General features: G+C 58.9%; 22 protein-coding genes. 16 read left to right on the top strand and 6 right to left on the bottom strand.

Features of this window, described 5'->3' with window-relative positions; all coding sequences use genetic code 11:
• The first annotated feature begins 66 nt into the window (after positions 1-66).
• Together ispG and ET524_RS05365 are read left to right on the top strand one after the other, a co-directional pair.
• Positions 67-1,203 carry a flavodoxin-dependent (E)-4-hydroxy-3-methylbut-2-enyl-diphosphate synthase gene (gene ispG / locus ET524_RS05360; RefSeq protein WP_129423868.1) on the top strand — a complete coding sequence of 379 codons (1,137 nt, stop codon included), beginning with the start codon at positions 67-69 and terminating at the stop codon, positions 1,201-1,203.
• Entirely contained in the window at positions 1,204-2,964 is a 1,761-nt protein-coding gene (locus tag ET524_RS05365) for a proline--tRNA ligase (RefSeq protein ID WP_129423870.1), read from the top strand.
• A gap of 123 nt (positions 2,965-3,087) precedes the next feature.
• Here ET524_RS05365 and ET524_RS05370 read toward each other — a convergent pair whose 3' ends face one another.
• Complete coding sequence (locus ET524_RS05370) at positions 3,088-3,978, bottom strand: LysR family transcriptional regulator (protein WP_129423872.1); 891 nt, start codon at positions 3,976-3,978, stop codon at positions 3,088-3,090.
• A 282-nt stretch (positions 3,979-4,260) separates the two neighbouring features.
• Here ET524_RS05370 and ET524_RS05375 point away from each other — a divergent pair, with 282 nt between their 5' ends.
• The 3 genes from ET524_RS05375 to ET524_RS05385 all read left to right on the top strand — a co-directional run bounded on the left by ET524_RS05375 (position 4,261) and on the right by ET524_RS05385 (position 7,403).
• A complete protein-coding gene (locus ET524_RS05375) occupies positions 4,261-5,229 on the top strand; it encodes a DMT family transporter (RefSeq protein ID WP_129423874.1) in 969 nt (322 codons plus the stop codon).
• Between the two features lie 114 nt (positions 5,230-5,343).
• On the top strand, positions 5,344-5,730 hold the full coding sequence (locus tag ET524_RS05380; RefSeq protein WP_129423876.1) for a phasin family protein: 387 nt from the start codon (positions 5,344-5,346) through the stop codon (positions 5,728-5,730).
• 17 nt (positions 5,731-5,747) lie between these two features.
• Complete coding sequence (locus ET524_RS05385; RefSeq protein ID WP_129423878.1) at positions 5,748-7,403, top strand: ABC1 kinase family protein; 1,656 nt, start codon at positions 5,748-5,750, stop codon at positions 7,401-7,403.
• Positions 7,404-7,585: 182 nt separating this feature from the next.
• On the opposite strand, the gene ET524_RS05390 is transcribed toward ET524_RS05385, so the two are convergent.
• The 3 genes from ET524_RS05390 to ET524_RS05400 form a co-directional block, all read right to left on the bottom strand.
• A complete protein-coding gene (locus ET524_RS05390) occupies positions 7,586-7,981 on the bottom strand; it encodes a hypothetical protein (protein ID WP_236648258.1) in 396 nt (131 codons plus the stop codon).
• 144 nt (positions 7,982-8,125) lie between these two features.
• Entirely contained in the window at positions 8,126-8,758 is a 633-nt protein-coding gene (locus ET524_RS05395) for a GNAT family N-acetyltransferase (protein WP_161566608.1), read from the bottom strand.
• A 72-nt stretch (positions 8,759-8,830) separates the two neighbouring features.
• Complete coding sequence (locus ET524_RS05400) at positions 8,831-9,523, bottom strand: iron chelate uptake ABC transporter family permease subunit (RefSeq protein ID WP_236648259.1); 693 nt, start codon at positions 9,521-9,523, stop codon at positions 8,831-8,833.
• Positions 9,524-10,128: 605 nt separating this feature from the next.
• Here ET524_RS05400 and pheS point away from each other — a divergent pair.
• From pheS to ET524_RS05425, 5 genes are all read left to right on the top strand, one after another.
• Positions 10,129-11,211, top strand: coding sequence for a phenylalanine--tRNA ligase subunit alpha (gene pheS / locus ET524_RS05405; protein ID WP_129423886.1), 1,083 nt, complete (start codon positions 10,129-10,131; stop codon positions 11,209-11,211).
• Positions 11,212-11,224: 13 nt separating this feature from the next.
• Positions 11,225-13,720 (top strand): phenylalanine--tRNA ligase subunit beta, encoded by a 2,496-nt coding sequence (gene pheT, locus ET524_RS05410; protein ID WP_129423888.1) that lies wholly within the window; start codon positions 11,225-11,227, stop codon positions 13,718-13,720.
• Between the two features lie 225 nt (positions 13,721-13,945).
• A complete protein-coding gene (locus ET524_RS05415; protein ID WP_129423890.1) occupies positions 13,946-14,830 on the top strand; it encodes a methionyl aminopeptidase in 885 nt (294 codons plus the stop codon).
• Positions 14,831-15,066: 236 nt separating this feature from the next.
• Entirely contained in the window at positions 15,067-15,357 is a 291-nt protein-coding gene (locus tag ET524_RS05420) for a hypothetical protein (protein ID WP_129423892.1), read from the top strand.
• 193 nt (positions 15,358-15,550) lie between these two features.
• The gene (locus ET524_RS05425; protein ID WP_129423894.1) at positions 15,551-16,186 is read left to right on the top strand and encodes a hypothetical protein; all 636 of its coding nucleotides are present in this window, start codon (positions 15,551-15,553) and stop codon (positions 16,184-16,186) included.
• Positions 16,187-16,233: 47 nt separating this feature from the next.
• Here the strand turns inward: ET524_RS05425 and ET524_RS05430 are convergent, their stop codons facing one another.
• Positions 16,234-16,662 carry an FKBP-type peptidyl-prolyl cis-trans isomerase gene (locus tag ET524_RS05430; protein ID WP_129423896.1) on the bottom strand — a complete coding sequence of 143 codons (429 nt, stop codon included), beginning with the start codon at positions 16,660-16,662 and terminating at the stop codon, positions 16,234-16,236.
• A 117-nt stretch (positions 16,663-16,779) separates the two neighbouring features.
• Positions 16,780-18,072, bottom strand: coding sequence for a glutamate-cysteine ligase family protein (locus ET524_RS05435; protein WP_201738682.1), 1,293 nt, complete (start codon positions 18,070-18,072; stop codon positions 16,780-16,782).
• Between the two features lie 170 nt (positions 18,073-18,242).
• Here ET524_RS05435 and ET524_RS05440 point away from each other — a divergent pair, with 170 nt between their 5' ends.
• From ET524_RS05440 to ET524_RS05465, 6 genes are all read left to right on the top strand, one after another.
• Entirely contained in the window at positions 18,243-20,066 is a 1,824-nt protein-coding gene (locus ET524_RS05440; RefSeq protein WP_236648260.1) for a polysaccharide biosynthesis protein, read from the top strand.
• Positions 20,063-21,127, top strand: coding sequence for an N-acetyl-gamma-glutamyl-phosphate reductase (gene argC / locus ET524_RS05445; RefSeq protein WP_129423900.1), 1,065 nt, complete (start codon positions 20,063-20,065; stop codon positions 21,125-21,127). The genes ET524_RS05440 and argC overlap by 4 nt, the downstream gene beginning before the upstream one ends.
• Positions 21,128-21,173: 46 nt before the next feature.
• Positions 21,174-22,499, top strand: coding sequence for a bifunctional glutamate N-acetyltransferase/amino-acid acetyltransferase ArgJ (argJ, locus tag ET524_RS05450; protein WP_129423902.1), 1,326 nt, complete (start codon positions 21,174-21,176; stop codon positions 22,497-22,499).
• The gene (argB, locus tag ET524_RS05455) at positions 22,496-23,488 is read left to right on the top strand and encodes an acetylglutamate kinase (protein ID WP_129423904.1); all 993 of its coding nucleotides are present in this window, start codon (positions 22,496-22,498) and stop codon (positions 23,486-23,488) included. Before argJ ends, argB begins: the two co-directional genes overlap by 4 nt.
• An 83-nt stretch (positions 23,489-23,571) precedes the next feature.
• Complete coding sequence (locus tag ET524_RS05460; protein WP_269089565.1) at positions 23,572-24,789, top strand: aspartate aminotransferase family protein; 1,218 nt, start codon at positions 23,572-23,574, stop codon at positions 24,787-24,789.
• A 274-nt stretch (positions 24,790-25,063) separates the two neighbouring features.
• Entirely contained in the window at positions 25,064-25,492 is a 429-nt protein-coding gene (locus ET524_RS05465; RefSeq protein WP_129423908.1) for an arginine repressor, read from the top strand.
• Positions 25,493-25,497 lie beyond the last annotated feature (5 nt).

Genomic DNA, 25,497 nt, shown 5'->3' on the forward strand with positions numbered 1-25,497 from the left:
ACTTATTCGCCTGTTGCTTCTATACGTTTCGGCAACGCTGCGCCCGGCGCTGGTAGAATACGCGCTATGGAAAATTACGAACATAAGGCGAACGGGTGCGCTGCAGCCTCTTCGGAGGACGCGGCGTTTTCGTCTACGCCGGACGCAACGCGTCCCAATCAAAAAACGCACCAGGTCATGGTGGGCAACGTGCCGCTTGGCGGCGGCGCCCCCGTTGTGGTGCAATCCATGCTCAACGCGCAGGCCGACAGCGTGGAGGAAAACCTTGCGCAAATCCAGCGCCTGGCCGATGCCGGCTGCGAAGTGGTGCGCATGGCCATCCCGCGGCGCAACTGCTTGGACACGTTCCAGGCGGTATGCGAAGCATCGCCGCTACCGGTGGTGGCCGACGTGCACTTCGACGCCACCATCGCCATCGAGGCGGCCCGGCGCGGCGCGGCGAAGCTGCGCATCAACCCCGGCAACATCGGCGGCCTGGCAAAAACCGACGCCGTGCTTGACGCGGCGGGCGAAGCGGGCATTCCCATTCGCATCGGCGTGAACGCCGGTTCGCTTGACCAGCAGCTTGCTGCGCGCAGCTACCTGACGTTGCCGCAGAAGCTGGCCGCTTCGGCGCGCCAGTACGTGGAATACTGCGAAGGCCGCGGCTTTCACGACCTGGTGGTTAGCGCGAAGGCGCACGACGTCATGGCCACGGTGCGCACGTATCGCCAGCTGGCCCACGACATCCCGCACATTCCGCTGCACATCGGCATCACCGAGGCGGGCACCACGTTCCAAGGCGTCATCAAAAGCGCCTCGGGGCTGGGCATCCTGCTTGAGCAGGGCATCGGCGACACCATGCGCATTTCGCTTACCGACGATCCCGTTACGGAAATGCGTGCGTGCTGGACGTTGCTTGGCGCACTTGACCTGCGCAGACGCAATCCCGAACTCATCAGCTGCCCCACATGCGGTCGTTGCCAGGTGAACCTTATCGGCCTGGCGAACGAGGTGGAGCAGCGCATTTCCGGCTTGAACAAGCCGCTGAAGGTTGCCGTTATGGGCTGCGTGGTGAACGGCCCGGGCGAGGCGGCCGACGCCGATATCGGCGTGGCGTGCGGCAAGGGCGCGGGCATTGTGTTCCGCCACGGCAAAACCGTTCGCAAAGTGGAAGAAAGCGCCATCGTCGACGCTTTAATGGAAGAGATAAAGGAACTGTAAATGACGAACCCCAACATCACGCGCATGAGCACCTTGTATGCTCCCACGCTGAAAGAAGACCCCACCGACGCCGAGATTGCCAGCCACAAGCTGCTGCTGCGCGCCGGCTTCATCCGCAAAACGGCCGCGGGCATCTACACGTTCTTGCCGCTGGGCAAGCGCGCGCTGTCGAAGATCGAGAACATCGTGCGCGAGGAAATGGACGCGTGCGGTGCGCAGGAAATCCGCATGCCCATGCTGCAGCCCGAAGAGCTGTGGCAGGAATCCGGCCGCGCCGACGCGTACGGCCCCGAGCGCATGCGCCTGAACGATCGCCACGACCACGAGTTCTGCCTTGGCCCCACGCACGAGGAGCTCATCACGGCGCTGGTGCGCGCCGAGCTGCGCTCTTACAAGCAACTGCCGCTGAACATGTATCAGATTCAGACGAAGTTCCGCGACGAGATTCGCCCGCGCTTCGGCCTGCTGCGCAGCCGCGAGTTCGTCATGAAGGATGGCTACAGCTTCCACGATTCCCAGGAGTCGCTACAGGAAGAATACGACAAGATGTATGCGGCCTACGAGCGCATTTGCGAGCGCTGCGGGCTTGAGTATCGTCCCGTGCAGGCCGACGCCGGCCAAATCGGCGGCGCGGTAACCTGCGAGTTCCACGCGCTTGCCGAAGCGGGCGAGTCGGCGCTGGTGTACTGCGACTGCGGTTACGCCGCCAGCGACGAGGTGGGCGAGGGCATGGCACGCCCCACGGTGTACGACGTGCCCGAAATGAAGAAGGTTGCTACGCCCGGCGTGCACACCATCGCTGAGCTGGCCGAATTCCTGAACATTCCCGAAACGTCCACGGTCAAAGCCTTGTCCGGCAAAAACGACGAAGGCAAGCTGGTGGTGCTGTTCGTGCCCGGCGACCACGAGGTCAACGAGGAGAAGGCGGCTCGCGTGGCCGGTGGCTTCACGCTGCTTACCGACGAGGACATGGAGACCTACGGTCTGCACAAGGGTTCCATGGGCCCGGTGGGCCTTCCCGAGCAGGCTTACGTCATTGCGGCGAACAGCTTGAAGGCCGTGCCGAAGTGGGTTGTGGGCGCCAACGAGGACGGCTACCACTATGTGGGCGCTGAACTGGGCAAAGACTTCCAGGTTGACGAATGGGCCGACATCATCACCGTCAAGCCCGGCGACTGCTGCCCGAAGTGCGGCCTGGAGCTGAAGGGTGCGCGCGGCATCGAGGTGGCGCAGGTGTTCCAGCTTGGCGACAAGTACTCGCGTGCCATGGGCGCCACGTTCATGAACAAGGACGGCAAGGAACAGCCGTTCATCATGGGTTGCTACGGCGTGGGCGTGTCCCGCACATTGGCCGCCATCATCGAGCAGCACAACGACGAGAACGGCATGATTTGGCCGATGTCGGTGGCGCCGGCGCATGTGTGCATCCTGCCGTTGGCAACCGGCGACGACCTGGTGCAGCCCGCTGCCGAGAAGCTGGCCGAAGAGCTTGCGAATCTGGGCCTGGAAGTGGTTATCGACGACCGCAAGGAACGCGCCGGCGTGAAATTCGCCGAAGCGGACCTGATGGGCTGGCCGCTGCAGGTCATCATGGGCAAGCGCGGCTTGGCCGAGGGCAAGGTCGAGATCAAGCGCCGTTCCACGGGCGAGCGTCGCGACATCTCGCTGGACGCGCTGCGCGAGGCGCTCGGCTTCGCGAAGGGCGCGCAGCGCCGCTGGGGCAACAGCCTCAACGCGTTCTCGCCTCTGTTCACCGACTAGGGAAGCGCACAGGCAGTTGCAAGCGAAAGGGCGGCCAGCTTGGCCGCCCTTTTTCGCCTCTGGGGTGGTGCTCGAGTTTCGGCTCGGCAGCGGTACGCGGGCCATCCGCTGCGTTGCCGGCCGCTAGCCTTCCTGGTGATAGCGATTCGCCACCCAGGTGCGGGTGGTTTCGATGAACGCGCGCGTGGCCGCCGATGCCGTTTCCGTGGAACGCACGGCAATGGCTATCTCGCGCGTGGTTTCCACCTGCGGCGGAACCACGGCCAAAGGAAACGGCGTGGTGTCCAACAGCAGGCTGGATAAAACGCTGAAGCCCAGCCCCGCGCTTACCATGCTCATGACGGCGTAGTCGTTGTCGATGGTGAACCGCACGTGCGGGTCTACGCCGTTGTTGCGAAACACCGCGGCCATCTCGGAAAGCGTGCCGCTTTGCAGGCAGATGTAGGGCTCTTCGGCAAGCGTGCGCGCGGGAACGTGCGCGGCGTTGGCCAGCGTATGGTTGGGCGGCAACAGCACCATTAGTGGGTCGTGGTACAGCGAAAAGGCCTCAAGCGGCTGCTTGATGGGCACCACGAAGAACCCGCAGTCAACGTCGCCGCGCCATACGGCCTGCTCAAGATCGTCTTCGTTATCAAGGCACACCAATTGCAAATCGATGCCGGGATGCTTCGCCAAAAACGTTTTGGCAATGCCGGGGAACCACTGGATGGAGACGCTGGTGAACGCGGCAACGCGCACCACGCCGCTTTCAAGGTGCTTCAGCTCGGCAATGCGCCCAGCCAGCTGACGCTCGTCGTTGCAGATGTTGCGGATCCAGGGCAGCAGCTCGGCGCCTTCGCTGGTAAGGTGCGCGCCGCCGTAATCGCGCACGAACAGCGGGATGCCCAGCTCGCGCTCCATGGAGCTGATAAGGTAGCTGATGCCGGCCTGCGTGTAGCCCAGGTCGTGCGCGGCTTGCTTGAAGCTGCCGGTTTCGGCGATGTGCAAAAACGCCTCGTACTTTTGGTTCGCCATGCGTATCTCCTGTCGCTTGCGGTGACTTGCGAGGGAAATGTGAACGGCAAGGCCATTCACCTGCTATTGTGGCAAGAATTGTTCACGTGTACAAGGTGTTTACCTGCAAAGATAAGGGTTTCTTTATTTCCTTGCAAGAATTGCCCGTTTTACTTTCATTAGGCAAAGCCATACCATACGAATCAATCCGGAACAACGTTATAGGAAAAAGCCCCCTTTTGCAGGGCTTGGCATTTTACGCGCCTTACGACGCGGCGCGCGCGGGAAAGGAACGCGAAAAACATGGCGAACGCAACGAAAAGATGGCTGTTCATTGCCTTGGTGGTGCTGCAGACCGTGATTTTCGGCTTCGGCAACGTGCTCACGAAAATCGCCTACAGCGACATCACGCCGCTGTGGTGCCTTGTGCTGCGCTTTGGCCTGGCGCTTGTCGTGTTCGGCGCCCTGTTCGGGCACCGTATCGTGCGTCAGTTGCGACAGGTCAGCGTGCGTTCGTGGTTGCCGGCGGCGGTGTGCATGGCGCTTTCCTACATTGCGTGCAACGTGGCGCTTGACCTGACCACGGCCACGAACGTGGGCTTTTTGGTGGCGCTGCCGGTGGTGTTTGCGCCGCTTCTGTCGTCGCTGGTGAACCGCAAGCGCTATCCGGTGGCGTTCCTGCCGCTTCAGGGCGCCGTGGTGGTAGGGCTGTTCCTGCTGTGCGGCAACGGCGGCACGTTGGCGTTCGGGCTGGGCGAGGCGCTGGCGCTGCTGTCGTCGGTGGCGCTTGCCGGCGCGCTGGTGTTCGGCGAGCGCGGCCTGGAAAACCTGGACGTCTGCACCGTTGCGGGCACCCAGATTGCGGCAACGCTGGTCATTTCGTTGGCGTTTGCCCTGGTGGCGGAGCCGGTGGTCAACATTGCCGCCGTCACGCCACTTGCGTGGGGCACCATCGCGTTTCTGGCGCTTGCCTCAACGTGCCTGACATTCTTCCTGCAAAACAAGGCGCTGACGGTGTTGAAATCGTCCACGGTTTCGCTGCTGCTTACCGGCGAGCCGGTGTTCACGGCCGTGTTCTCGCTTCCCATGCTCGGCGAGATGCTCGACGGGCGCGGCTTTGCCGGGGCTGCCATCATCGTGGTGGCGGTGGTGTGCGCAACCATGCTCGAAGGCCGCAAGGGCAAGCAGCCCGCGGCGGCGCCCGCGTTCGGTATCGCGGAATTCCCTCACGCTGTTATCGAGCCGACGTGGCGCGACCGCCGGGCAGCGTAAGGTATCGGTTCGCTTTCAAGTCGGCGATAGTCGTTGTCCCTCCCGTCGCAATAGTGCATCATAGTAGGATAAGGCCCGCGTATCGGGCGCCGTTTCGAAAAAGGGGAGGCTGTTATGGCTACGATCGGTGATGGTTTCAAAGACATTTTCCTGGCAGGCGTTGGCGCCATGGCCATTACGGGCGAGAAGGCGAAAGACCTGGTAGATACGCTCATCTCGAAGGGTGAGCTGACGGTTGACCAGGGCAAGCAGATCAACACAGAGCTTAAGCACAAGGCTGATGCGGCTGTTGAGTCCATGCGCTTCGACGCGCTTGAGGCCCGCATGTCGGTCATGACGCCCGAAGAGCGCGCTGCGTTCGCCGCGAAGGCGGCCGAAATTGCCGCCCGTCCCGTGGCTGCGCCGGCAACCAAAGAGCAGCCTGCGGCTGAAGCCGAGCCCGCCGAAGCTGCTGCCGCGCCCGAAACGGCCGAGGAAGCTCCTGCAGCTGCTGCTGAATAGCGGGGCTGTGCGCTTTCATGGCAGAAAACACATTCCTGAAATACTTTTTCGGCTCCGGTGCCACGTTTGACCCCGAAGGCCAGTTCGACCTCACGCGCAAAACGCGCATCCGCAGGTTGCGTGAGTTCTACACCATCATGCAGAAGCACCACTTCACGAAGGGGTTCACGCCGGAATCTTTTCGGTCCATGCTTGAGAATTTGGGCCCAAGCTTCGTGAAAATCGGGCAGACGTTGTCAACGCGTTCCGAAATTCTGCCGAAAGCGTATTGCGACGAGCTGAAGAAGCTGCAGGCCAGCAGCGACCCGCTGCCGTTTGACGAAATGCTTGCCGCCATGGACGACATCTACGGGGCGCAGCGCACGCAGCTGTTCGCGGAAATCGATCCAACGCCGCTTGGCAGCGCTTCGCTGGCGCAGGTGCACAAGGCGCGCCTGGCCGACGGCAGCGTTGTTGCGGTGAAAATCCAGCGGCCGGGCGTTCGCGCCACCATGGCGCAGGACATCGACATCATGCGCATCGTTGCGCGGCAGGCCTCGCGCGTCATGAAAGACGACCAAATGCTTGACGTGCGCGACGTGGTCGAGGAACTGTGGGCAACGTTCCTGGAGGAAACCGACTTCAAGCGAGAAGCGGCCAATTTGCAGGAATTCGCGCTGCTGAACAAAGACGTCAACTATATTGCCTGCCCGAAGGTGTATCCCGAGCTGTGCCGCGAAAACATCCTGGTTATGGAATACGTCGACGGCATTCCCATCAACAACTTCGACAAGTTGCGCGCCGCAGGCTACGACTTGGAGGAAATCGGCAAGAAAATCCTGGACAACTATGCCACGCAGGTGCTTGACCACGGGTTTTTCCACGCCGATCCTCATCCGGGCAACATGCTTGTGCGCGACGGGAAAATCGTGTACATCGACTTGGGCATGATGGGCCGCTTGTCGGCGCGCGACCGCGCGGGGTTCGGCGCCATCATCAACGCGGTGGGCATGCAAAGCTCGTCCGAGCTGAAAGACGCGCTTCTGGCGTTTGCCATCCAGCGCGACAACGGGGCCATCGACCACACGCGCTTTCTGGCTGACCTGGACTTGTTGCTGAAAGATTACGGCTCGTGCGATGTGTCCGAAATCGATGTGGGCCAGCTGCTTACCGACATCCTCAACCTTACACGCCAGTGCAAGGTTACGCTGCCGCCGTCCATCACCAGCGTTTCGCGCGGCATCGTCACGCTTGAAGGCACGGTCATGCCGCTTATTCCGAACGAGAGCATGGTATCCATCATCAATGCGCACATTCAGCGCACGAAGGATCCGAAAAGCGAGCTGGTCGATGCCATGCAGGACCTAACGCTTGCGTTACGCGGCGCGGGCAAAGGCTCGCTTGATGCGGCGAAGTATGCGGGGCAGGCGCTGCGCATGCTCACGCGCGGCCAGGTGAAGGTGAACATGGAGGTGCTCGGCTCGGAAGCCCCCATGAGCAGCTTGGCGCTTATCGTGAACCGCTTGACGCTTGGCATCATCATTGCCGGCTTGTTCATCGGCTCGTCCATGGTGGCGCTGTCTTCCATGGAACCGCGCTGGCTGGGCGTGCCCGTGCTGTCGTTCTTCGGCTATTTGGGCGCGTTCATCTTGTCCGTGTGGGTGGTGTCCGATATTCTGCGCAAGCGCAGATAGCGGCATGGTTTTAGCTGTGCGATAACAGGGACGGCGTTTCGGAAAAGGGGGAGGGGGAACGGCGCCTTATCGTCTTGGCGAACCTGTTCTCTTCCTGCCGCTTTCCGAGCCGGCTGCAGCCTAGTAAAAGAAAAGCGCCCGAACAGGCGCTTTTCTGCGTTGCTGACCCTGTTGAGCGGCAGCTACGACTTCATCTGCGTTTCTTTCTTGCACTTCGGGCACACCACGCGCAGCGTGCCCTTGCCGCGTGGCACCGACAACTCCTGCCCACAGCCTTTGCAGCGGAAGTATTTCGTGGTCTTGCGGTTCACCCACTTCTTTTTCGCCAGTTCATAGCTGCGCCGCGGCTTGGCCGTTACGCGCAGGTACGTTTGGTTCTCGCTTGAGCGCTTCAAAATGTTTTTCGAGCACGTACGCCATATGGCTATGACCAGCGCAATCAGTGCAATGTAGGAAAGCCATCCGCAGTGCGGGAAAATGGAAAGCAGCATGGTGATGATGCCCAGCGCCACCAGGCCGTTTGAAAAATCGTCGTTGCCGTAACGTCCTTGCATCCAAACGGCCATTTTGTACGTCATGCGTTGAAAGAACTGCTTCATCGTGGTGCCTTCGCTTCATAGTCGGAAACCAACGCGCCTCGCAGGGTGAGTTTGAAGCCCTGCGAGGCGCGATTCATACTGTATGGCTATCGCGCTTGCGCGTCATGCGATTTTGCGGCGCTGTTACGCAACGGTTGCCTTGTCTTCGCATGTTCGACGAATGCTGTCGTTGGCGGCGCCCAAAATGCGCCCGACCGTTTCCGGTTGCGTGCGGCATAGCTGGGGAAACGGCACTGGTGCGGCGGGATCGTCATTAAACGCGTCGGTCAAGTACTTCACGTACCATGTGACGTCATGCCAGGCACCGCACGTGAATCCGGCGTGGCGCTGTAGGCCCATCACTTCGAACCCGAAGGCGTTGTGCAGCCGTTCGCTGGGAACGTTTGGGCTGGTCACAATGCCATATACAACTTTGATGCCCTGCGCAGCGCACGAATCGATAAGCGCACGGTACAGCGCGCTGCCCAGGCGATGACCTTGCGCAGCCGGTGCCAGGTACACGGAAAGCTCTGCGTTCCACTGGAAAGCGGCACGCTCGCGCAGCTCGTGCGCATAGGCATAACCCACAATGGCCCCGTCAAGCTCGGCAACCAGGAAGGGGTGCGCCGCCAGGATGCCGTCCGTGCGCGTCTGAAAGGCTTCGCGCGAGGGGACGTCCTCCTCGAACGTGATGGGCGTCTCGATGTACGGCGTATAGATGTCCAGAATGGCGTCGGAATCCGCGCTGGTTGCAAGGCGAATAACGGGGGTGGTCATGAAAAGAGGCTCCTTATCGCAAGTGGATAGGAGCCCCATGATATCACTGGCGTGTGGCAAAGCCGTTGCGCGCTACGCGGGGTTCTTCGCGGCAAGGATGAGCTCGACGTCGCTGTCGGTCAAGCTGTAGTTCAGGTACGTCTTGTAGAAGTCCTTCACCTTGCTGTTGATGTCGAGGTCGCTGAACAGTTCGGAGTGCAGCGTAGCGGCAGCCCACTTAAGGCCGCACAGCACCAGCAGCAGAATCTGGCTTCCGCCGCGTCCGTTGCTGCGGGCGCTGAAATACGTCAGCCCTACGGCGATGAAGCCCATGGTAAACGCCATAACTTGCACCGCATGGTTGTCGAAGTTCCACAGCAGTGCCAGCGCGGCGCCAAACGATGCGCCGGCCGATGCGCCCAAAATGTCGGGCGACACCATGGGATTTCTGAACAGGCCCTGATAGCTTGCGCCCGAAATGGCAAGTGCCGCGCCAATAAGCAGGGCGGCAACTACGCGCGGAAGGCGCACGTTAAGCACGATGTTCGTGGCCATATCGGAATAGCTTGCGCCCGTGCCCAGCAGCGCGTTCGCAAGGATTCCCACCACGTCGCTTGGCGCTATGCCCGCGCGGCCCGCGCCAAGCGCAAGCACGAACAGCACCACAAGCGCTGCGCAGCATGCAATGGCCAGCACGGCATTGACCTTGCGGTGAGCGAAGTACGAGGCAGTGCCGCTTTGCTTTGCGGGTACTGCAGCCTCGCAGCCGTCTGGCTTCGCTGTCACTTCCGTTGTTGGTGACGGCTTTCTCGAATCCGAATGGCCATCGGCCTCGAGAAAGCCGTCGTTCACCCGCTTCATCCTGAAAACACCCCGAATCGCGTGGGAGAGCTCGAACGAATGCGGAAGTGTATTGCGGGTCGCACCAGGTGCCGGGCGCCTTGACGTTCGGGCGCAAGGGCGTGCCTGCGGCGGTGCCTTCGCTGCGCGTGCGCGCGGCGTGAAAAAATGCCCACGCACGCGTTCGTTGCGGTATACTTCATGGGCACATGCAACGACGAAGACAGCAGCTCGCATCATTGCGGTCGGCAGAGACGGGTTTCATCGGCTGAAAGAACCCGGGCGGCAAGCAGGCTGATTCCCTTCCGAGCATCGCAGTTGAACGCGGGGCGCTTTTGCGCGGACGTTTACGTAGGCTGCGACGGCCGCTTCCCGTCACGAAGCAAATGAAGCGGGCGGTTCGCGCTTTAAGCACGCAGCTGCCAACCAAGGTGGTACCGCGAGAGCCTTCTCTCGTCCTTGGACTGGGAAACCCCAGGCCAATGGCGAAGAGGGCTCTTTTTTATTGGGTCGCGAATGCGGACGAACTAAAACAGAAAGGGATCGGACACATGGCAATCGTGGACGAACTTGCGGCGTTGCGCGAAAGCACGCTTGCTGCCATCAGCGCGGCGGCTGACACTTCCGCGCTTGACGAGGTGCGCGTGGCCGTGCTGGGCAAGGCCGGTACGCTGACGGGCTACCTGCGCAGCATGGGCCAGGTGGCGAAAGAAGAGCGCGCCGCCGTCGGCAAAACGGTGAACGAGGTACGCAACGTGGTGGAGGCTGCGCTCGAAGATCGCAAGCGCGCGCTTGAGGCGCAGGAGCTTGAGGCTGCCATCAGCGCGGCGGCCGTCGACGTGACGCTTCCGGGCCGCAGCCAACAGGTTGGCACGCGCCACCTTATCAATCGCATCACCGACGAGATTTCCGAGATCTTCTTGGGCTTGGGCTATACCGTGGCGCAGGGCCCCGAAGTTGAAACCGATTATTACAACTTCGAAGCGCTGAACGCTCCGGCTGACCATCCCAGCCGCAGCATGCAGGACACGTTCTACGTGGTCGATCGTTCAGGCGAGGCTTCCGCAGTGCGCGGCGAATCGAAGGTGCTGCTGCGCACGCAAACCTCAGGCGTGCAGGTGCACGTCATGGAACAGCAAAAGCCGCCCATCTACATCATCGCGCCAGGCAAAGTGTATCGCCGCGACGTTGCCGACCCCAGCCACTTGCCGCAGTTTACGCAGGTTGAGGGCCTGGTTGTAGACAAGGGCATCACGTTTGGCGACCTGAAGGGCACGCTGGACTACTTCTGCAAGCAAATGTTCGGTCCCGACCGCAAAACGCGTTTCCGCGCTCACTACTTCCCGTTTACCGAGCCCTCTGCCGAAGCCGACGTCAGCTGCGGCGTGTGCGGCGGCACGGGCCATCTGCACGACGGCGAGCGCTGCCGCATGTGCAAGGGCACGGGCTGGCTGGAAATCCTGGGCTGCGGCATGGTCGACCCGAACGTGCTCAGCATGTCCGGCGTTGACCCCGAGCAGTACTCGGGCTTCGCGTTCGGCGTGGGCGTCGAGCGTGTTGCATGCCTGAAGTACAACGTCCCCGACCTGCGTATGCTCCTTGAGGGTGACATGCGCTTCCTTCGCCAGTTCTAAGGAGTAAACAGCAATGAAAGTATCGCTGAAATGGCTGAACGAATACGTTGAGGTGCCCACGGACATCAAGGCGTTCTGCGACAAGCTTGACCTGACGGGCACGGGCGTAGAAGGCGTTGAAACGCTTGGCGCCACGTTCGACCATGTGGTCACCGCCAAGGTTCTGAAGAAGGAGCACCATCCCGATTCCGATCACATGTGGGTGTGCTCCGTTGACGTGGGAGAGCAAAACCTCGGCAAGGACGGCAAGCCCGAGCCGCTGCAAATCGTGTGCGGCGCACAGAACTTCAACGAAGGCGACCACATCGTCACCGCTATGGTGGGCGCCGAGCTTCCTGGCGATGTGAAAATCAAGAAGTCCAAGCTGCGCGGCGTTGCCAGCTGCGGCATGAACTGCTCTGCGCGCGAGCTGGGCTTCGGCTCCGATCACAGCGGCATCATGATTCTGCCCGAGGATGCTCCGGTGGGCATGCCGTTTGCTGAATACGCTGGCCTTACCGACACGGTGCTTGACCTGGAAATCACTCCGAACCGCCCCGACAGCCTTTCCATTGCCGGCCTGGCACGCGAGGTGGGCGCCATGTACCGTCGCGATTGGAAAGACCCGCTGTCCGAGATGGCGGCGAAGCTTCAGCTTGATGCTGCGGCAACGCCCATTGACGAAGAGGTTAAAATCACCATCGACGACGCCGTGCGCTGCCCGCGCTATACGGCGCGCGTCATTCGCGGCTGCAAAGTTGGCCCCAGCCCCGACTGGATGGTCGAGCGTCTTTCGGCCATCGGACAGCGCTCCATCAACAACATCGTTGACGTTACTAACTATATTCTGTTCCTGTTCGGCCAGCCGCTGCACGCGTTTGACCTGGACAAGCTGAAGAACGCCGACGGCCATGCGCACATCGTGGTGCGCGCCGCGCAAGACGGCGAGCCGCTGACCACGCTTGATGGCGAGAAGCGTACGCTCACCAGCGACATGACCGTTATTTCCACGCCCGAGCGCGGCGCGGTGGCGCTTGCGGGTGTCATGGGCGGTCTTGACACCGAAGTCACCGACGAAACGGTTGACATCTTGCTGGAGGCGGCAACGTTCGAGGCGGGTCGCACCAGCCGCACCAGCCGCAACCTGGGCCTTATCAGCGAAAGCTCCATGCGCTACGAGCGCGGCGTGGACGACCACGACATCGACGTGCGTTCGGCTGCCGCGGCGGCGCTTATCGCCGAAGTTGCAGGTGGCACGGTCAGCGCCTGCTCGGCCAATGACCTGGGCATCATCGACCAGTGGCCGCTTGTTTCCGAAGAGGCGCACCTGAAGTTCCGCATCCCGCGCTTCTGCGGCATGATGGGCGCGCAGATCCCGCGCGAGTTCATCGTCGAGATTCTCGAGCGCCTGGGTTGCAAGGTTTCCGATTCCGCCGATCCCGACGTGCTTGACGTGGTGTCGCCGACGTTCCGTCCCGACCTGCCGCGCGAAATCGACCTGTACGAGGAGGTGCTGCGCCTGTACGGCATGGACCTTATCCCCGAAACGCTGCCGGGCGGCCGCGGGCGCTTCGGCGTTCGCTCGCATATGGAGCACGTGCTGGCCACCATCAACCGCACCATGTGCGCCAGCGGCCTGAACGAAACCATGACGTATTCGTTCGCCGAACCCACCGAACTCGACCGCCTGCGCATGCCCAAGGACGGTCTTGGCGATGCCGTGGAGCTGATCAACCCCATGAATGCCGACCAGTCGGTCATGCGCCAAAGCATCATCCCTGGCCTTCTGCGCTCGGTTGCGCACAACCAGGCGCGCGGCGTGAAGAACATCCAACTCTATGAGCAGGGCATGGTGTTCTACGCGCACGAGGGCAGAAAGCAGCCGAAGGAGCGCCGCAAGCTTGCCGGCGTCATGGCGGGTGCGTTTGCCGATGCGGGCTGGAATCAGCAGCCGGCGACGTTCGACTTCTTCGACGGCAAGGGCGCCGTGGAAAACCTCATGCGCGAGCTGGCCATCCCGAAGGTTCGCTACAAGGCGCTTTCCGCTGACGAGGCTCCGCATTTGCAGCCTGGTCGCGCCGCGCAGGTGCTTACGGGCGGTACGGTGCTTGGCTGGGTTGGCGAGGTTCATCCTTTGGCTTGCGCTGCCTACGATGCGCAGGCGCCCGTTGTGGCGTTCGAACTTGACGTGGACGCGCTGGCGAAAGCTGCACGCCCGGCGCGCGACTACGTTGACGTGCCCACGTTCCCCGCAGTGTCCATTGACCAGGCATTTGTGGTGGACGAGTCCGTTACGCACGAGCGCCTGGAGCAGTGCGTGACGTCTGCTGGCGGCAAGCTTTTGTCCGATGTGCGCTTGTTCGACGTGTATCGCGACGAGGAGCGTATCGGCACAGGCAAGAAGTCCATGGCATACGCGCTGACGTATCGCGCAGCTGACCGCACACTCACCAGCGAAGAGGTTGACAAGGCGCATGCGAAGCTTGTGAAGAAGGTCTGCGGCGCCACGGGGGCCGAGGTTCGCGGCTAGCTGTCTGCGGCAGCGCTGACTGCAGGTAGGACCGGCGCGGCTTGCGAAAAGCGAAACGAAGCGGAAAGCCGTCGAGCATTCGGCGGCTTTCCTTATTTGCGGCAGCGCGTTTTGCTGGGAGAGTGGCCGCAGCCTACTTTGCGCACGGCGTCTGTATTCGCGTGATTTCAAGGTTTAGCCGAAGCTAACAGCGTTACAATAGGCCGCAAAACGAAAGGAAATCGCATGTACGACAATCTCAAAAGCCCCGGGCGCAACGACGAATGCTGGTGCGGCAGCGGGCGTAAGTATAAGAAGTGCCACCTTGATTCCGATGAGCGCCTGCAGGAGCTCTACGAGCAAGGTTTCGAGGTTCCGCAGCGCAGCCTGCTGAAAACCGCTGCAGATATCGAGGGCATCAAGAAAAGCGCGGCCATTAACATCGGCGTGCTTGATTACGTGGCCGAACGCATCGGGCCGGGCATTTCCACCGAGGAAATCGACAAGTGGATTTACGACTACACCGTCGAGCACGGCGGCATTCCTGCCGATTTGAACTACGAGGGCTATCCGAAAAGCGTATGCACGTCCATCAACGAAGTGGTGTGCCACGGAATCCCCTCGCCCGACGACGTGCTGAAAGACGGCGACATCGTCAACGTGGACTGCTCCACCATCCTCGACGGCTATTTCTCCGATTCGTCCCGCATGTTCTGCATCGGTAACGTTTCGGACGAGAAGCGCCGTTTGGTGGAGGAAACGAAGAAGGCGCTTGAGGCGGGCCTTGCCGCGGTCAAGCCGTGGGGGCTGCTCGGCGACGTGGGCGCTGCGGTTCACGAGTACGCGCACGCGCAGGGGTTCTCGGTTGTGCGCGAGTTTGGCGGCCATGGCATTGGGCTTGAGTTCCATGAAGACCCGTTCGTAAGCCACGTGTCCGAGCCGGGCACCGGCATGGTGCTTGCGCCGGGCAGCTGCTTTACCATCGAGCCCATGATCAATATGGGCGCGCATGACATCGACATGTCCGACCCGAACGGCTGGACGGTTCGCACGGCCGACCGCATGCCTTCCGCTCAGTGGGAGGTTCAGCTTGTGGTAACGGAAACGGGCTACGAGCTCCTGAGCTGGTAAGAAGCCGCTAGATGGCCTCTTTGGATTGAACCATCATCCAAAGAGGCCATATTTTTGCAATTTCGTACGAACAAACGTACGTGTATATGCTATACTAGCGCCATCGCATAAGAGCCAGTGCAAACGCTTCTCCTATAACCGGGGGTTGTCCATAGATGGTAGCGGTGTTCCTCGTTGCCCGTACCACGTTTGCAAGATCCTCTTCACCCTTGGAACAGAATAAGTAGGTGTTCTCCATGGTCGAAATCGGCTCTCGCTCGTGCTGCTCTCATCCGCAGGCTTTGGTTGTTATGGCCGCCATTCCGTTGTGCCAGGCAGAAGCGCTGCAAAGTGTGTTGGAAGACGAGTGCCTTGATAATTGCTCTGGCGGCGGGCTCGGCAACATGTTGTGCAATGAAGAAGCGTTCAGTGCTGATCAATGGTATGACCAGGAATTTCTCGATTTTTTGCCATTGCGATGCGCGTGCGTCATGGATTGCCAGGACGCCATCTGCCTCATGCAGGAGGTGGGCCATGTCGTGCTCTAAGTTGCTTTGGGATGAGCAGGTCTTCTCGCGCAAACAGGTTCCAACCGTCCAAGACGCCCTTGCGTGCTGCGATAAGCAAACGTTGCTCTATGTGGTAGAACGCACTTTCGCCTCGCGTATGCCTGGGTGGGAAACCGCAACGCCTCAGCAACGTCGCGTGGCGCGAAAGCGCATGGCCAGGGCGCTTGGCGCCATGCGGCAATGCCAGGTCAAACGCAAAGAAGGCAAATCGTATTGCGTGTTTCCCCAGGAAGAATTCGTGGTGCACATCTCAGGTGGCCGAAGCGTCATAGAACGCGTGCTGCAAGGGCGCGTGGTCGATGTGTCTTCTCGGCACAATTGTCCTGAAGGCGTACAGAATATGCTGACGTTTGGGTGCAAACCTTGGGCTGCTGCGCTTGCGTATCGTATCTGGCTTGAGGGTCCGTGGAATTGCCAGGAGCGCTATATGGTGCTGGCAAGCGTGTTTTGGCAGCTTACGCATCAGGGGTTTGAGGAGCCTTGTGAACTTCCCCTAGAAAGCGAATCGCGCTCAAACGGTTTTTATCAGGTCTATGGCACATGCTCGCCGCTATCGTCAAAACCGCTTTGCGGGTCACGCGCTTTAGAGGCAAATTGCTATGGATGGGATCGCATGCAAGATCGTGCTGTTTCACCTAATGAAGACTGCGTAAGCAAGGCGGAGTTCATGGGCCTTGGCGTTCCCGAGGCACTTGAGGAAACGTACAAAGAAAGGCTTATCGCTCGCGTTGCTCAGCTCAACAGCATCGGCCAGCAAGATCTTCAAGCGCGCGTTGTTCGCTTCTCGCAGCGCCTGCGCGCAGCATAAAAAGGCCGCCATAGCGGCGGCCCGAAATGCACTTTGAAAACGAAAGACTAGCCTTCAATTTCAACAAGCGTAATCTCGAAGTTAAGATCCTTGCCGGCAAGCTCGTGGTTCATGTCGAACGTCACGATGCCGTTTTCAATGCCCTGAACGAAAACGGGGAAAGGCTGACCGGTCGGGCCCTGCATGTACACGGTCTGGCCAACGGGAAGCTGGTCGCCATTGGGGATGTTCTCCAAGGGAATGCGCTGCACCAGTTCCTCGTTGCGCTCACCGTAGGCGTCGGCTGCGGGAATGTACACCGTTTTGGTTTCGCCTTGCTCCATGGTCTCAACGGCGGCGTCGAAACCGGGGATCATCTGTCCGGCCATGCACGTGAACTCCAACGGCTCGCCGCGGTCGAGGGAAGAGTCGAACTTCGTTCCGTCGTCCAAGGTGCCGGTGTAGTGAACCTTAACCTTTTTGCCCTTGTTGCTCATGGGTGTCTCCAATCATTAGGTAAATGCTCGGTTCAGTCTACCCGAGTCTTCCGTCTTGTCCGTCACGAATTGCGGCGCGTTCGAAAAAGTTTCCGTTTCGTTGACCGTCGAAGAGCTTTAGCTCTCGGCGATATCGGCCAGGGTTGTGCGGTTTTGAACCAGCTGCATAAGCGGTTCAAGATACGTGGCATCTTCTGCTGAAAGGGCTTTTAGCGCAATGCCCATAATGCTGTCGCACAATTCCGCTGCAGGCTTTCCGTAAACAACGGCATCGTAGCCGTGCTGCATAAGTTCGTCCTTTGCGGCCTCAAAGCTTTCTGCGGTAACGCCCTCGAACAAAGTATCCAATGCATCAAGGCTGTTTTCGCTATAGAACAGCCCCTTGATCAGCGCTGCATAAGCAATGACATAGGGGATGGGCATGGAGTCGGCAGGGCGAATCTCCAAGTAGGTCTTCAGGCGAACATCGGGGAACTGCATGGAAACAGCATGCTCGATTTCCTGGTTCGTCATGATTTGGTTTGCGTAGATTTCGCCAAAGGTTTTTTCGCTGTAAGCCCAGCCGCCGTCCTGGGGCATCACTATGGCGGGGGTGTCCAAAACAAACTGGGCATAGCGCTCAAGCGTGAAGTCTTTGTTAAGCGCTCCCGGAACAAGTCCGCAGCGGTCGCAGTCCGTGTGCCTCCAAACGTCGGTTCTCATCAGCTTGTGCGTGCGGGGCTTCCCCTCAAACATGGGGGAGTTATCGCATATCAGGCTCAGCAACGGAACCAAGGCATACGCAAGGCGCATTTTCCGCAGGCAGTCATCAACGCTGGTGAAATCAATGGAAATCTGCGTAGAAGCGCTACCTCTCATCATGCAAGGGCCGTAAGAATCCTTTGCGCTCAGATAACGGTTCATGAAGTCGTATCGCTGTTTGGGGATAAGTTCGAGGCTTCGTGCGGTTGCGCTGGGGTGATATCCCTGCGCAACAATGCGCATCCCGTTTTGCGCAAGCAGATTTTGAAGCGTGCTCTCGTACGCTGAAAACACTTTGCTTGCATGCTCAAGCGTGTCGAATGGGCCTGCAGACAGTTCGACTTGCGCAGCGGGTTCGATGGTGATGGCTTCTCCGCGCCGCGCTACGCCCAGAAGATCGCCTTCGCTGTCTACGGTTTTTTCGGGGTAGCTTTCGGAAAGCTGCGAAAGCAGCCAGGCAACGCCATGCTCCTCGCTGTACGACACGGGCGAGTTGTCGTTGCGTACAACAATTTGCTCAAGCTCTATGCCAAGCTTTCCGTGGCTTCCATGAGGTTTGATGCCGCTTTCGAAAAAGCGGACCAATGCATCGATATTGCTTTGTCTTGCAGGCTGCGACATGGGATAATGCTCGGTTTCGTCGCTAGATTGGCGGGCTGTAGTATTCATGAAACAAGCTCCTTAGCCGGTAATATCGCTGCAATAATACGACACTTTGGATACAATAAACCCTCAGTCGGCAGCCTTTGTAGGTAATCTGACACTATGAACTGTTCTATTTGATGAAGATGAAGACGGGGCCGGGTTTGGACGTGCATATCACAAAAAGAACAGCGCTTTTGTTGCTGCTCGACATCGTTGCTACGTATATTTCGTATTGGCTTGCTTCCATCCTCACGAACGTGAAGGGTGAAGTGTTCGTCAACAACGAGATTTACTTCGTTCTTGGTATTCTGGCATGCATCAATGTGCTGGTGCTTGCTGCATTTCGCTTGTACAACAACCTCTGGGAATACGCCAGCATTGACGAGGTCGTTCAGATCGTCGGGGCAACGGTGCTTGGCACCCTTGGCGGTGCCGCGTTCCTGTGGATTATCGGCACGCGGCTTCCCATCAGGGTGTTTGTCGTATCGTGCTTTTTGCTGATTTTCTTCATGGGCGGCATGCGGTTTATATTCCGTTATATGCGCCAAAAGGGGCGCGCCTTCGTGTCGTCGCAGCGCACGTGCGATCGTCCTCGTACGCTTGTTGTCGGCGCGGGCGAAACGGGTTCCTTGGCAATCGGACGCATGGCGTCGAAAGACCCGCTGATGCCCGGTATTCCCATCATCGCAACGGATGATGATCCCGCAAAGCGTGGTCAGCGCATTCACGGCGTCAAGGTTGGCGGGTCAACCAAAGACATCGTTGATTTGGTCGATCGCTACGACATCCAGCAAATCGTCGTTGCCATTCCGTCGTCTACGCCTGAAGAGCGCAAGCGCATTTACGGCGAATGCACGAAAACCGATTGCCGTTTGCGCACGCTTCCGAACGTACGCGCCCTGTCCCTTGACGAAATCGGCGACGTTAGCCTGCGCGATGTTGACGTTGCAGACCTGCTTGGTCGCGAGGAAATCGTTTTGAACACGCGTGCGGTTTCGGGCTATATCGCGGGGGAAACGGTGCTTGTCACCGGTGGCGGCGGCTCTATTGGCAGTGAACTGTGCCGGCAGCTTTGCACGGTTGCGCCTGCGCGCATCATCATTTTCGACATCTACGAGAACGATGCCTACATGCTGCGCAACGAGTTGCTTTCCGAATACAGCGACATCGAAATCATCATCGAAATCGGCAACGTGTGTGACATCGATCGCGTAAACGAGGTATTTGCGAAGTATCGTCCCGGCGCGGTGTTCCATGCGGCCGCCCACAAGCACGTTCCGCTTATGGAGCATTGTCCCCGAGAAGCAGTGCACAACAATGTTTTCGGTACGCTTAACGTTGTTCGCGCCGCCGATGCATACGGTGCAGCTCGATTCATCTTCATCTCCACCGACAAAGCGGTGAATCCCACCAGCGTCATGGGCGCAACGAAGCGCATGGGCGAGATGGTCGTTCAGTACTATGCCCATTCTTCGAAAACCATCTTCACGGCCGTCCGGTTCGGCAACGTACTTGGCTCGAACGGCAGCGTCATCCCCGTATTCCAGCGGCAGATCGCTGCGGGTGGCCCTGTTACCGTTACGCATCCCGATATCGAGCGCTTCTTCATGACCATCCCCGAAGCGTCGCGTCTTGTCATCCAGGCGGGAGGCATGGCTCGCGGGGGCGAAATCTTCATTCTCGATATGGGCGAGCCCGTGAAGATCGTTGATTTGGCAAAAGGTTTGATTCAGTTGCAAGGTCTCATGCCTGACGTCGACATCAAAATCGAGTTTACGGGCTTGCGCGAAGGTGAGAAGATGTACGAGGAACTGCTCATGGACGAGGAGAGCACGCTTCCTACTGATAACCAGTCCATCATGATTTCAACGGGGCAGGAAATCAGCTACGATCAGGTTGCCGCAAAGCTCGATGAGCTTGAGAACGCATTATCAGCAACCGATGAGGAAGCGATTCGCATGCTCGAACAGGCGGTCCCAACGTATCATTACACCTCGAACGGGAAGGGTATCGTATGAGCATCAAATGCGGCATTGTGGGAGCGGCGGGCTTCGCCGGCGTCGAACTGATTCGCGTGGCGCTTCGGCACCCTGAGTTCGAGTTGGTTGCGGTAACTTCTAACGAACTGGCAGGAACGCCTGTTGCGAAGGAGTACCCGGGCTTTACGGGCGCAACGGATTTGGTGTTCGCGAAACACGACGATCCCGCAATCGATGAGTGCGACCTCGTGTTTCTTGCTGTTCCTCATACGGCGGCAATGGCAATGGCCCCGAAAATCGTCAACCGCGGCGGCGTGGTGGTCGATATCTCGGCAGACTTTCGCTTGAAAGACCCCGCGGTTTACGAGCAATGGTACAAAGTCCCTCATACGCAAACCGAACTTCTGAAACGCGCAGCATTTGGCTTGCCTGAGCTGTTCCCCGATGATCTTGCGCGCGCGGCGCAGGAAAGGGCGCAGGGTAAAGGCGCTCTGGTCGGTTGCGCTGGCTGCTATCCTACGGCAACGTCGCTTGCCGCCGCTCCTGCGGTGCGCATGGGCCTTGTTGCCGACAACGCGCCGGTTGTGGTTGATGCAATCTCTGGCGTCACGGGTGCTGGCAAAAAGGCAACGGCACGCACTCATTTTTGCTTTGCCGATGAAAACCTTGAAGCATACGGCGTTGCCACGCATCGCCATACGCCGGAAATCGAGCAAATCCTGGGCATTCCCGGTAGGCTGGTGTTTACGCCGCATCTGGCTCCGCTGAACAGGGGCCTGCTCTCAACGGTCAATCTGCCCCTTGCGGCCGATGCAACTCGAGATGCCCAAGAAATCATCGAGCAGTATAAGCGCTATTACCAGGACAGCACTTTTGTCACGGTGCTCGATAAGGGCGTTATGCCGAAAACGTCGTCGGTCGTGGGCACGAATTGCGCCCATATCGGCTTGGCCGTCAATGAGCGCGTAGGAATGCTTATTGCCGTCGGTGCAATCGATAATCTGGGCAAAGGCGCGGCAGATCAAGCCGTTCAGTGCGCCAACATCGTTTGGGGATTGCCCGAAAACCTTGGCCTTGATACAGTGGCAGTTCCGGTGTAGGGGATTTATTGTTGCGGGGCTTTAGGCTCCGGGAGAGAAGCGCATCATGACGAATTCCGTTCCCTCTTCAGGTTCCGAAGCGGATGTCGCGCCATTAGGAAACGCAAGTACGGCCGAGCGCTATGCCGACTTGCCGTTTCTCCCGAATGGCGGAGTGGCATCCGCAAAAGGGTTTAAGGCTTGTGGCATCCATGCAGGTTTCCGCGCTGATCCAAAGCGGTTGGATTTTGCGCTGGTTGCCGCAGACCAGCCGGCGGCATGCGCTGCCGTGTTCACCACGAACGTGTTCTGCTCGGCGCCGGTAACGGTGTCTAAGGAACGCTTGGGCGGCGTTGGGTACGGAACAGTCCGTGCGGTAGCTATCAACTCTGGTATTGCGAATGCGGCTACGGGGGATAAGGGCCTCGATACCGCTCGTCAATCATCGGCAATCGTGGCAGATGCGCTTGGTTGCCCGGCAGAAGAAGTGCTGGTGGCTTCAACGGGCGTTATCGGCCAGCATCTTCAGATGGAGCCGTTCGAAACGGGGTCCGAGAAGGCGGTTTCCACTCTCTCGTCTGCTGGCGGCCATGACGCGGCTTGCGCCATCATGACAACGGACACGCATCCGAAAGAATATGCCGTTTCCTTCAGTGGTTCCGGCATCGGTTACGAAGGCTGCTCGTTTACCGTTGGAGGCATGGCCAAAGGGTCTGGCATGATTATGCCGAACATGGCAACGATGATTTCCGTTATCACCACCGATGCTCCTATTGCGGCAAATGATCTGCATACGGCGCTTAAAGCGGCGGTTGACATGAGCTTCAATAAAATCACTGTCGATTCAGACACGTCTACGAACGATTCCTGTTTCTTGTTGGCAAGCGGCGAAGCCGCTAAGCCGAGTGCTGCCTACATGGTTCCTGGAACCCCGGCTTTTTCGGCGTTCGAGCACGCGCTTCGCACTGTTTGCATCGCGCTTGCTCGCACGATGGCAACCGATGGCGAAGGGGCAACGCGCCTTATCACCGTTAACGTTGCTGGCGCGAAAACCGTCGAAGACGCCGATGCGGCTGCGCGAACGGTTGCGAACTCACCCCTGGTGAAAACGGCTATTTATGGGCACGATGCCAATTGGGGCCGCATTGCCGCTGCACTTGGACGATCGGGCGCAGCATTCGATCAGGAGTCGGTTGGTATCGACATCATGGGCCTGCCGGTGTGCCGTCAGGGTTTGACGGTTCCCTTCGATGAGGAAGAGGCGCTTCGACGATTCGAGTCGCCTGATGTGGTTATTGATATCAATCTCGGCGCAGGCGACGAAGCTACAACTATGTGGACGTGCGACTTCTCGCATGAATATGTCACGATTAACGGAGATTATCGCTCATGAAATACGCAAAAGACACGCGCCCCGAGGGCGCTTCCATTGAGGCAGCTGAAATCCTTGTCGAGGCTTTGCCTTGGATCAAAAACATCACTGGCAAAACCGTTGTCATCAAGTACGGCGGTTCGGCTATGGTCGACGAGAAGCTACGCGCCGATGTCATGAGCGACATCGTGCTGCTGAAAATCGTTGGCGTCAATCCGGTCATCGTTCACGGTGGTGGCAATGCCATTTCTCGTGCTATGGATATGCTGAACCTTCCGGTCGAGTTCAAGGATGGTCAGCGAGTCACGTCCCCTGAAGCTATGAACGTGGTTCGCACGGTGCTGATGGGCGAAGTGAATCAAGAGCTCGTCGAAGCGCTTAATCGTCATGGCAATTTCGCCGTGGGCGTATCGGGTGCGGATGCTGGCGTCATTGTTGCGGAGCAGGCAAGCCCCGAGCTGGGCCGTGTTGGTCGCATCACGCGAATCAATCGCCCCTTGCTGGACGACCTGGTTTCTTCCGACTACATTCCTGTTATCGCGTCGGTCGCCCTTGGCGAGGACGGTGGCTTCTACAACGTGAACGCGGATATGGTGGCGGGCCACATTGCTGCTGCGATTGGCGCTCACAAGGCGGTGTTCCTCACCGACGTTGACGGCCTGTATGAAAACTTCGAGGACAAAAGTTCGCTCATTTCTAACCTCACGGTCTTTGAGGCGCGTTACATGGTTGAGAACAACGTGGTTTCTACGGGCATGATTCCCAAGCTGAAGTCATGCATTCATGCACTTGAAAACGGCGTTCAGCGAGCTCATATCATCAACGGAACCACGCCTCATTCGCTGTTGCTTGAACTTTTGACCAGCACGGGCGTTGGCACCACCATGCATTCAACGGAAGAAGCGTACCGGTTCGATAACCACCCTCTGGGCAAGTTCGCTTCAAAGCTGCTTGAGAATCGCGACCAAAGTCAACCTGCGCAATCCACGCAAAGCAGCCAGAATCGTTAGCAAGCGCTTGCAGGCGCACATTATTAGGAAGAGCGAATCAAATGTCTTTAGCTGAACAGCAAAAACTTGAATCTCAATACGTCATGCATACCTTTGGGCGCAAGCCAGTCGAGCTTGTTTCTGGAAAGGGAATGGTGGTCGAAGACGCCGACGGCAATAGCTACCTCGACTTCATCGCGGGTATCGGTGTCTGCTGCTTGGGCCACTGCCACCCGGCAATTGTCGATGCTTTGCAAAAGCAGACCGAACGCCTTATGCACGTAAGCAACTATTACTACATCGAGGGCCGTGGTCAGCTTGCTCACCAGCTTTCGGCGCTGCTTAATGGCGGGGATGCCGATGCTCCCGAGCCGTGGCAGACGTTCTTTGCCAACTCCGGTGCAGAAGCCAACGAGTGCGCAATCAAGCTGGCGCGCTTGTACGCGCGCAAAAGCGCCGAGGAGAAAGCTCGCGAAGCTGGTGCGTCTGACGAGCAGGCAAAGCAAGCCTTCGAGGCGGCTCCGCGCACTATCGTCGTCCTTGATCGCAGCTTCCATGGTCGTACGCTCGCCACGCTTGCCGCAACGGCTCAGCCGGCAAAGCAGGAGGCATTTCAGCCTCTGCCCGGTGGCTTTGTGAGCACGCCCATAAACGATGTTGACGCGCTCAAAGCTTTGTTCGAACAGCAGGGTGCTGGCATTTGCGCTGTTATGCTCGAATGCATTCAGGGCGAAAGCGGCGTTCATCCTTGCACGCAAGAATTCCTGCAGGCCGTTCGCGACCTGACGAACCAGTACGGTGCGCTTATGGTGTGCGACGAGGTTCAGACGGGCATCTATCGTTGTGGAGCTCCGTTTGCTTTCCAGCATTTCGGCGTGACGCCTGACATCGTCACCATGGCAAAGGGTATTGCGGCAGGCATGCCCATGGGAGCGTGCGCGGCGCCTCGCCACATCGCCGAAGCCTTCCAGCCCGGCGATCACGGCACCACGTTCGGCGGCAGCTGTCTTGCCATTGCGGCGGCGCAGGCAACGCTGAACACCCTTGCGGATGGCTTCACTCAGCATATCAACGAGGTTGGTGCCTATATGAGGGAAAAGCTTGCTACGGTGCCTCATGTGAAAGAGGTGCGCGGCGTGGGCTTTATGAACGCCGTCGATCTTGACGAAAGCGTTGATGCGCCCTCATTGGTTACGGCAGCGCTGAAAGAAGGTTTGCTTCTGAACGCAACGGGTGCGCACACGTTGCGCTTCCTTCCTCCTCTCGTGTGTGAAAAATCGGACATCGACACCATGGTGCAGCGCCTGAGCGCGATGCTGTAACGCGTTTCCGCATAATTTCAATAAGGCCCGGTCGATCTTCGTTACTGGTTTGGCCGGGCCATTTTGCGTAATGCTGTTATTGGGATGCGGCAAAACTGGTAAACTGAAGTGCGCAAACCGCACGTTTTTCTATTTTCATCGTCAATACAACCACTTCTTGCGGTATCATCTACTGCATATTCTGTTTGTGGCTTGCACTATATTGCATAACGCAAAAGGATATTGCAGGAAACCGTATACGATGTCCTATCCATAGGACAGAGAGCATTCAGGCATGAGAAAACGGCAACAACGACATGACGTTATTCGCGATATCATTCGCGAAAACAATGTCAAAACGCAGCGCGACCTTGCAAGCCAGCTGCAGGCTGCCGGCTATGAGTGCACTCAGGCCACCATCTCTCGTGACATCATGGATATGGGTCTCGTTAAATCTCGCGAAGGCTATTACGTCCTTCCCGAGGAAATGCGTCTTCAGCGCATGGTTTCCGAATTGGTCGAAGAGGTGCACGTAGCAGGCAATATGGTGGTTGTGAAAACGTTTTCCGGCGGTGCTGCCGGCGTTTCCGCTGCCCTTGATAAAGCTTGCTTGCGTGGCGCGCTTGGCACCGTTGCCGGCGACAACACCATTATGATTGCTGCAGAAAGCCCCGAGGCTGCAATCGAGGTCAAAAAAGCCATCGACCGTCTGCGACGACGATAGTCGCA

Origin of the sequence: Senegalimassilia faecalis, from assembly GCF_004135645.1 — a bacterium.
GTDB lineage: Bacteria > Actinomycetota > Coriobacteriia > Coriobacteriales > Eggerthellaceae > Senegalimassilia > Senegalimassilia faecalis.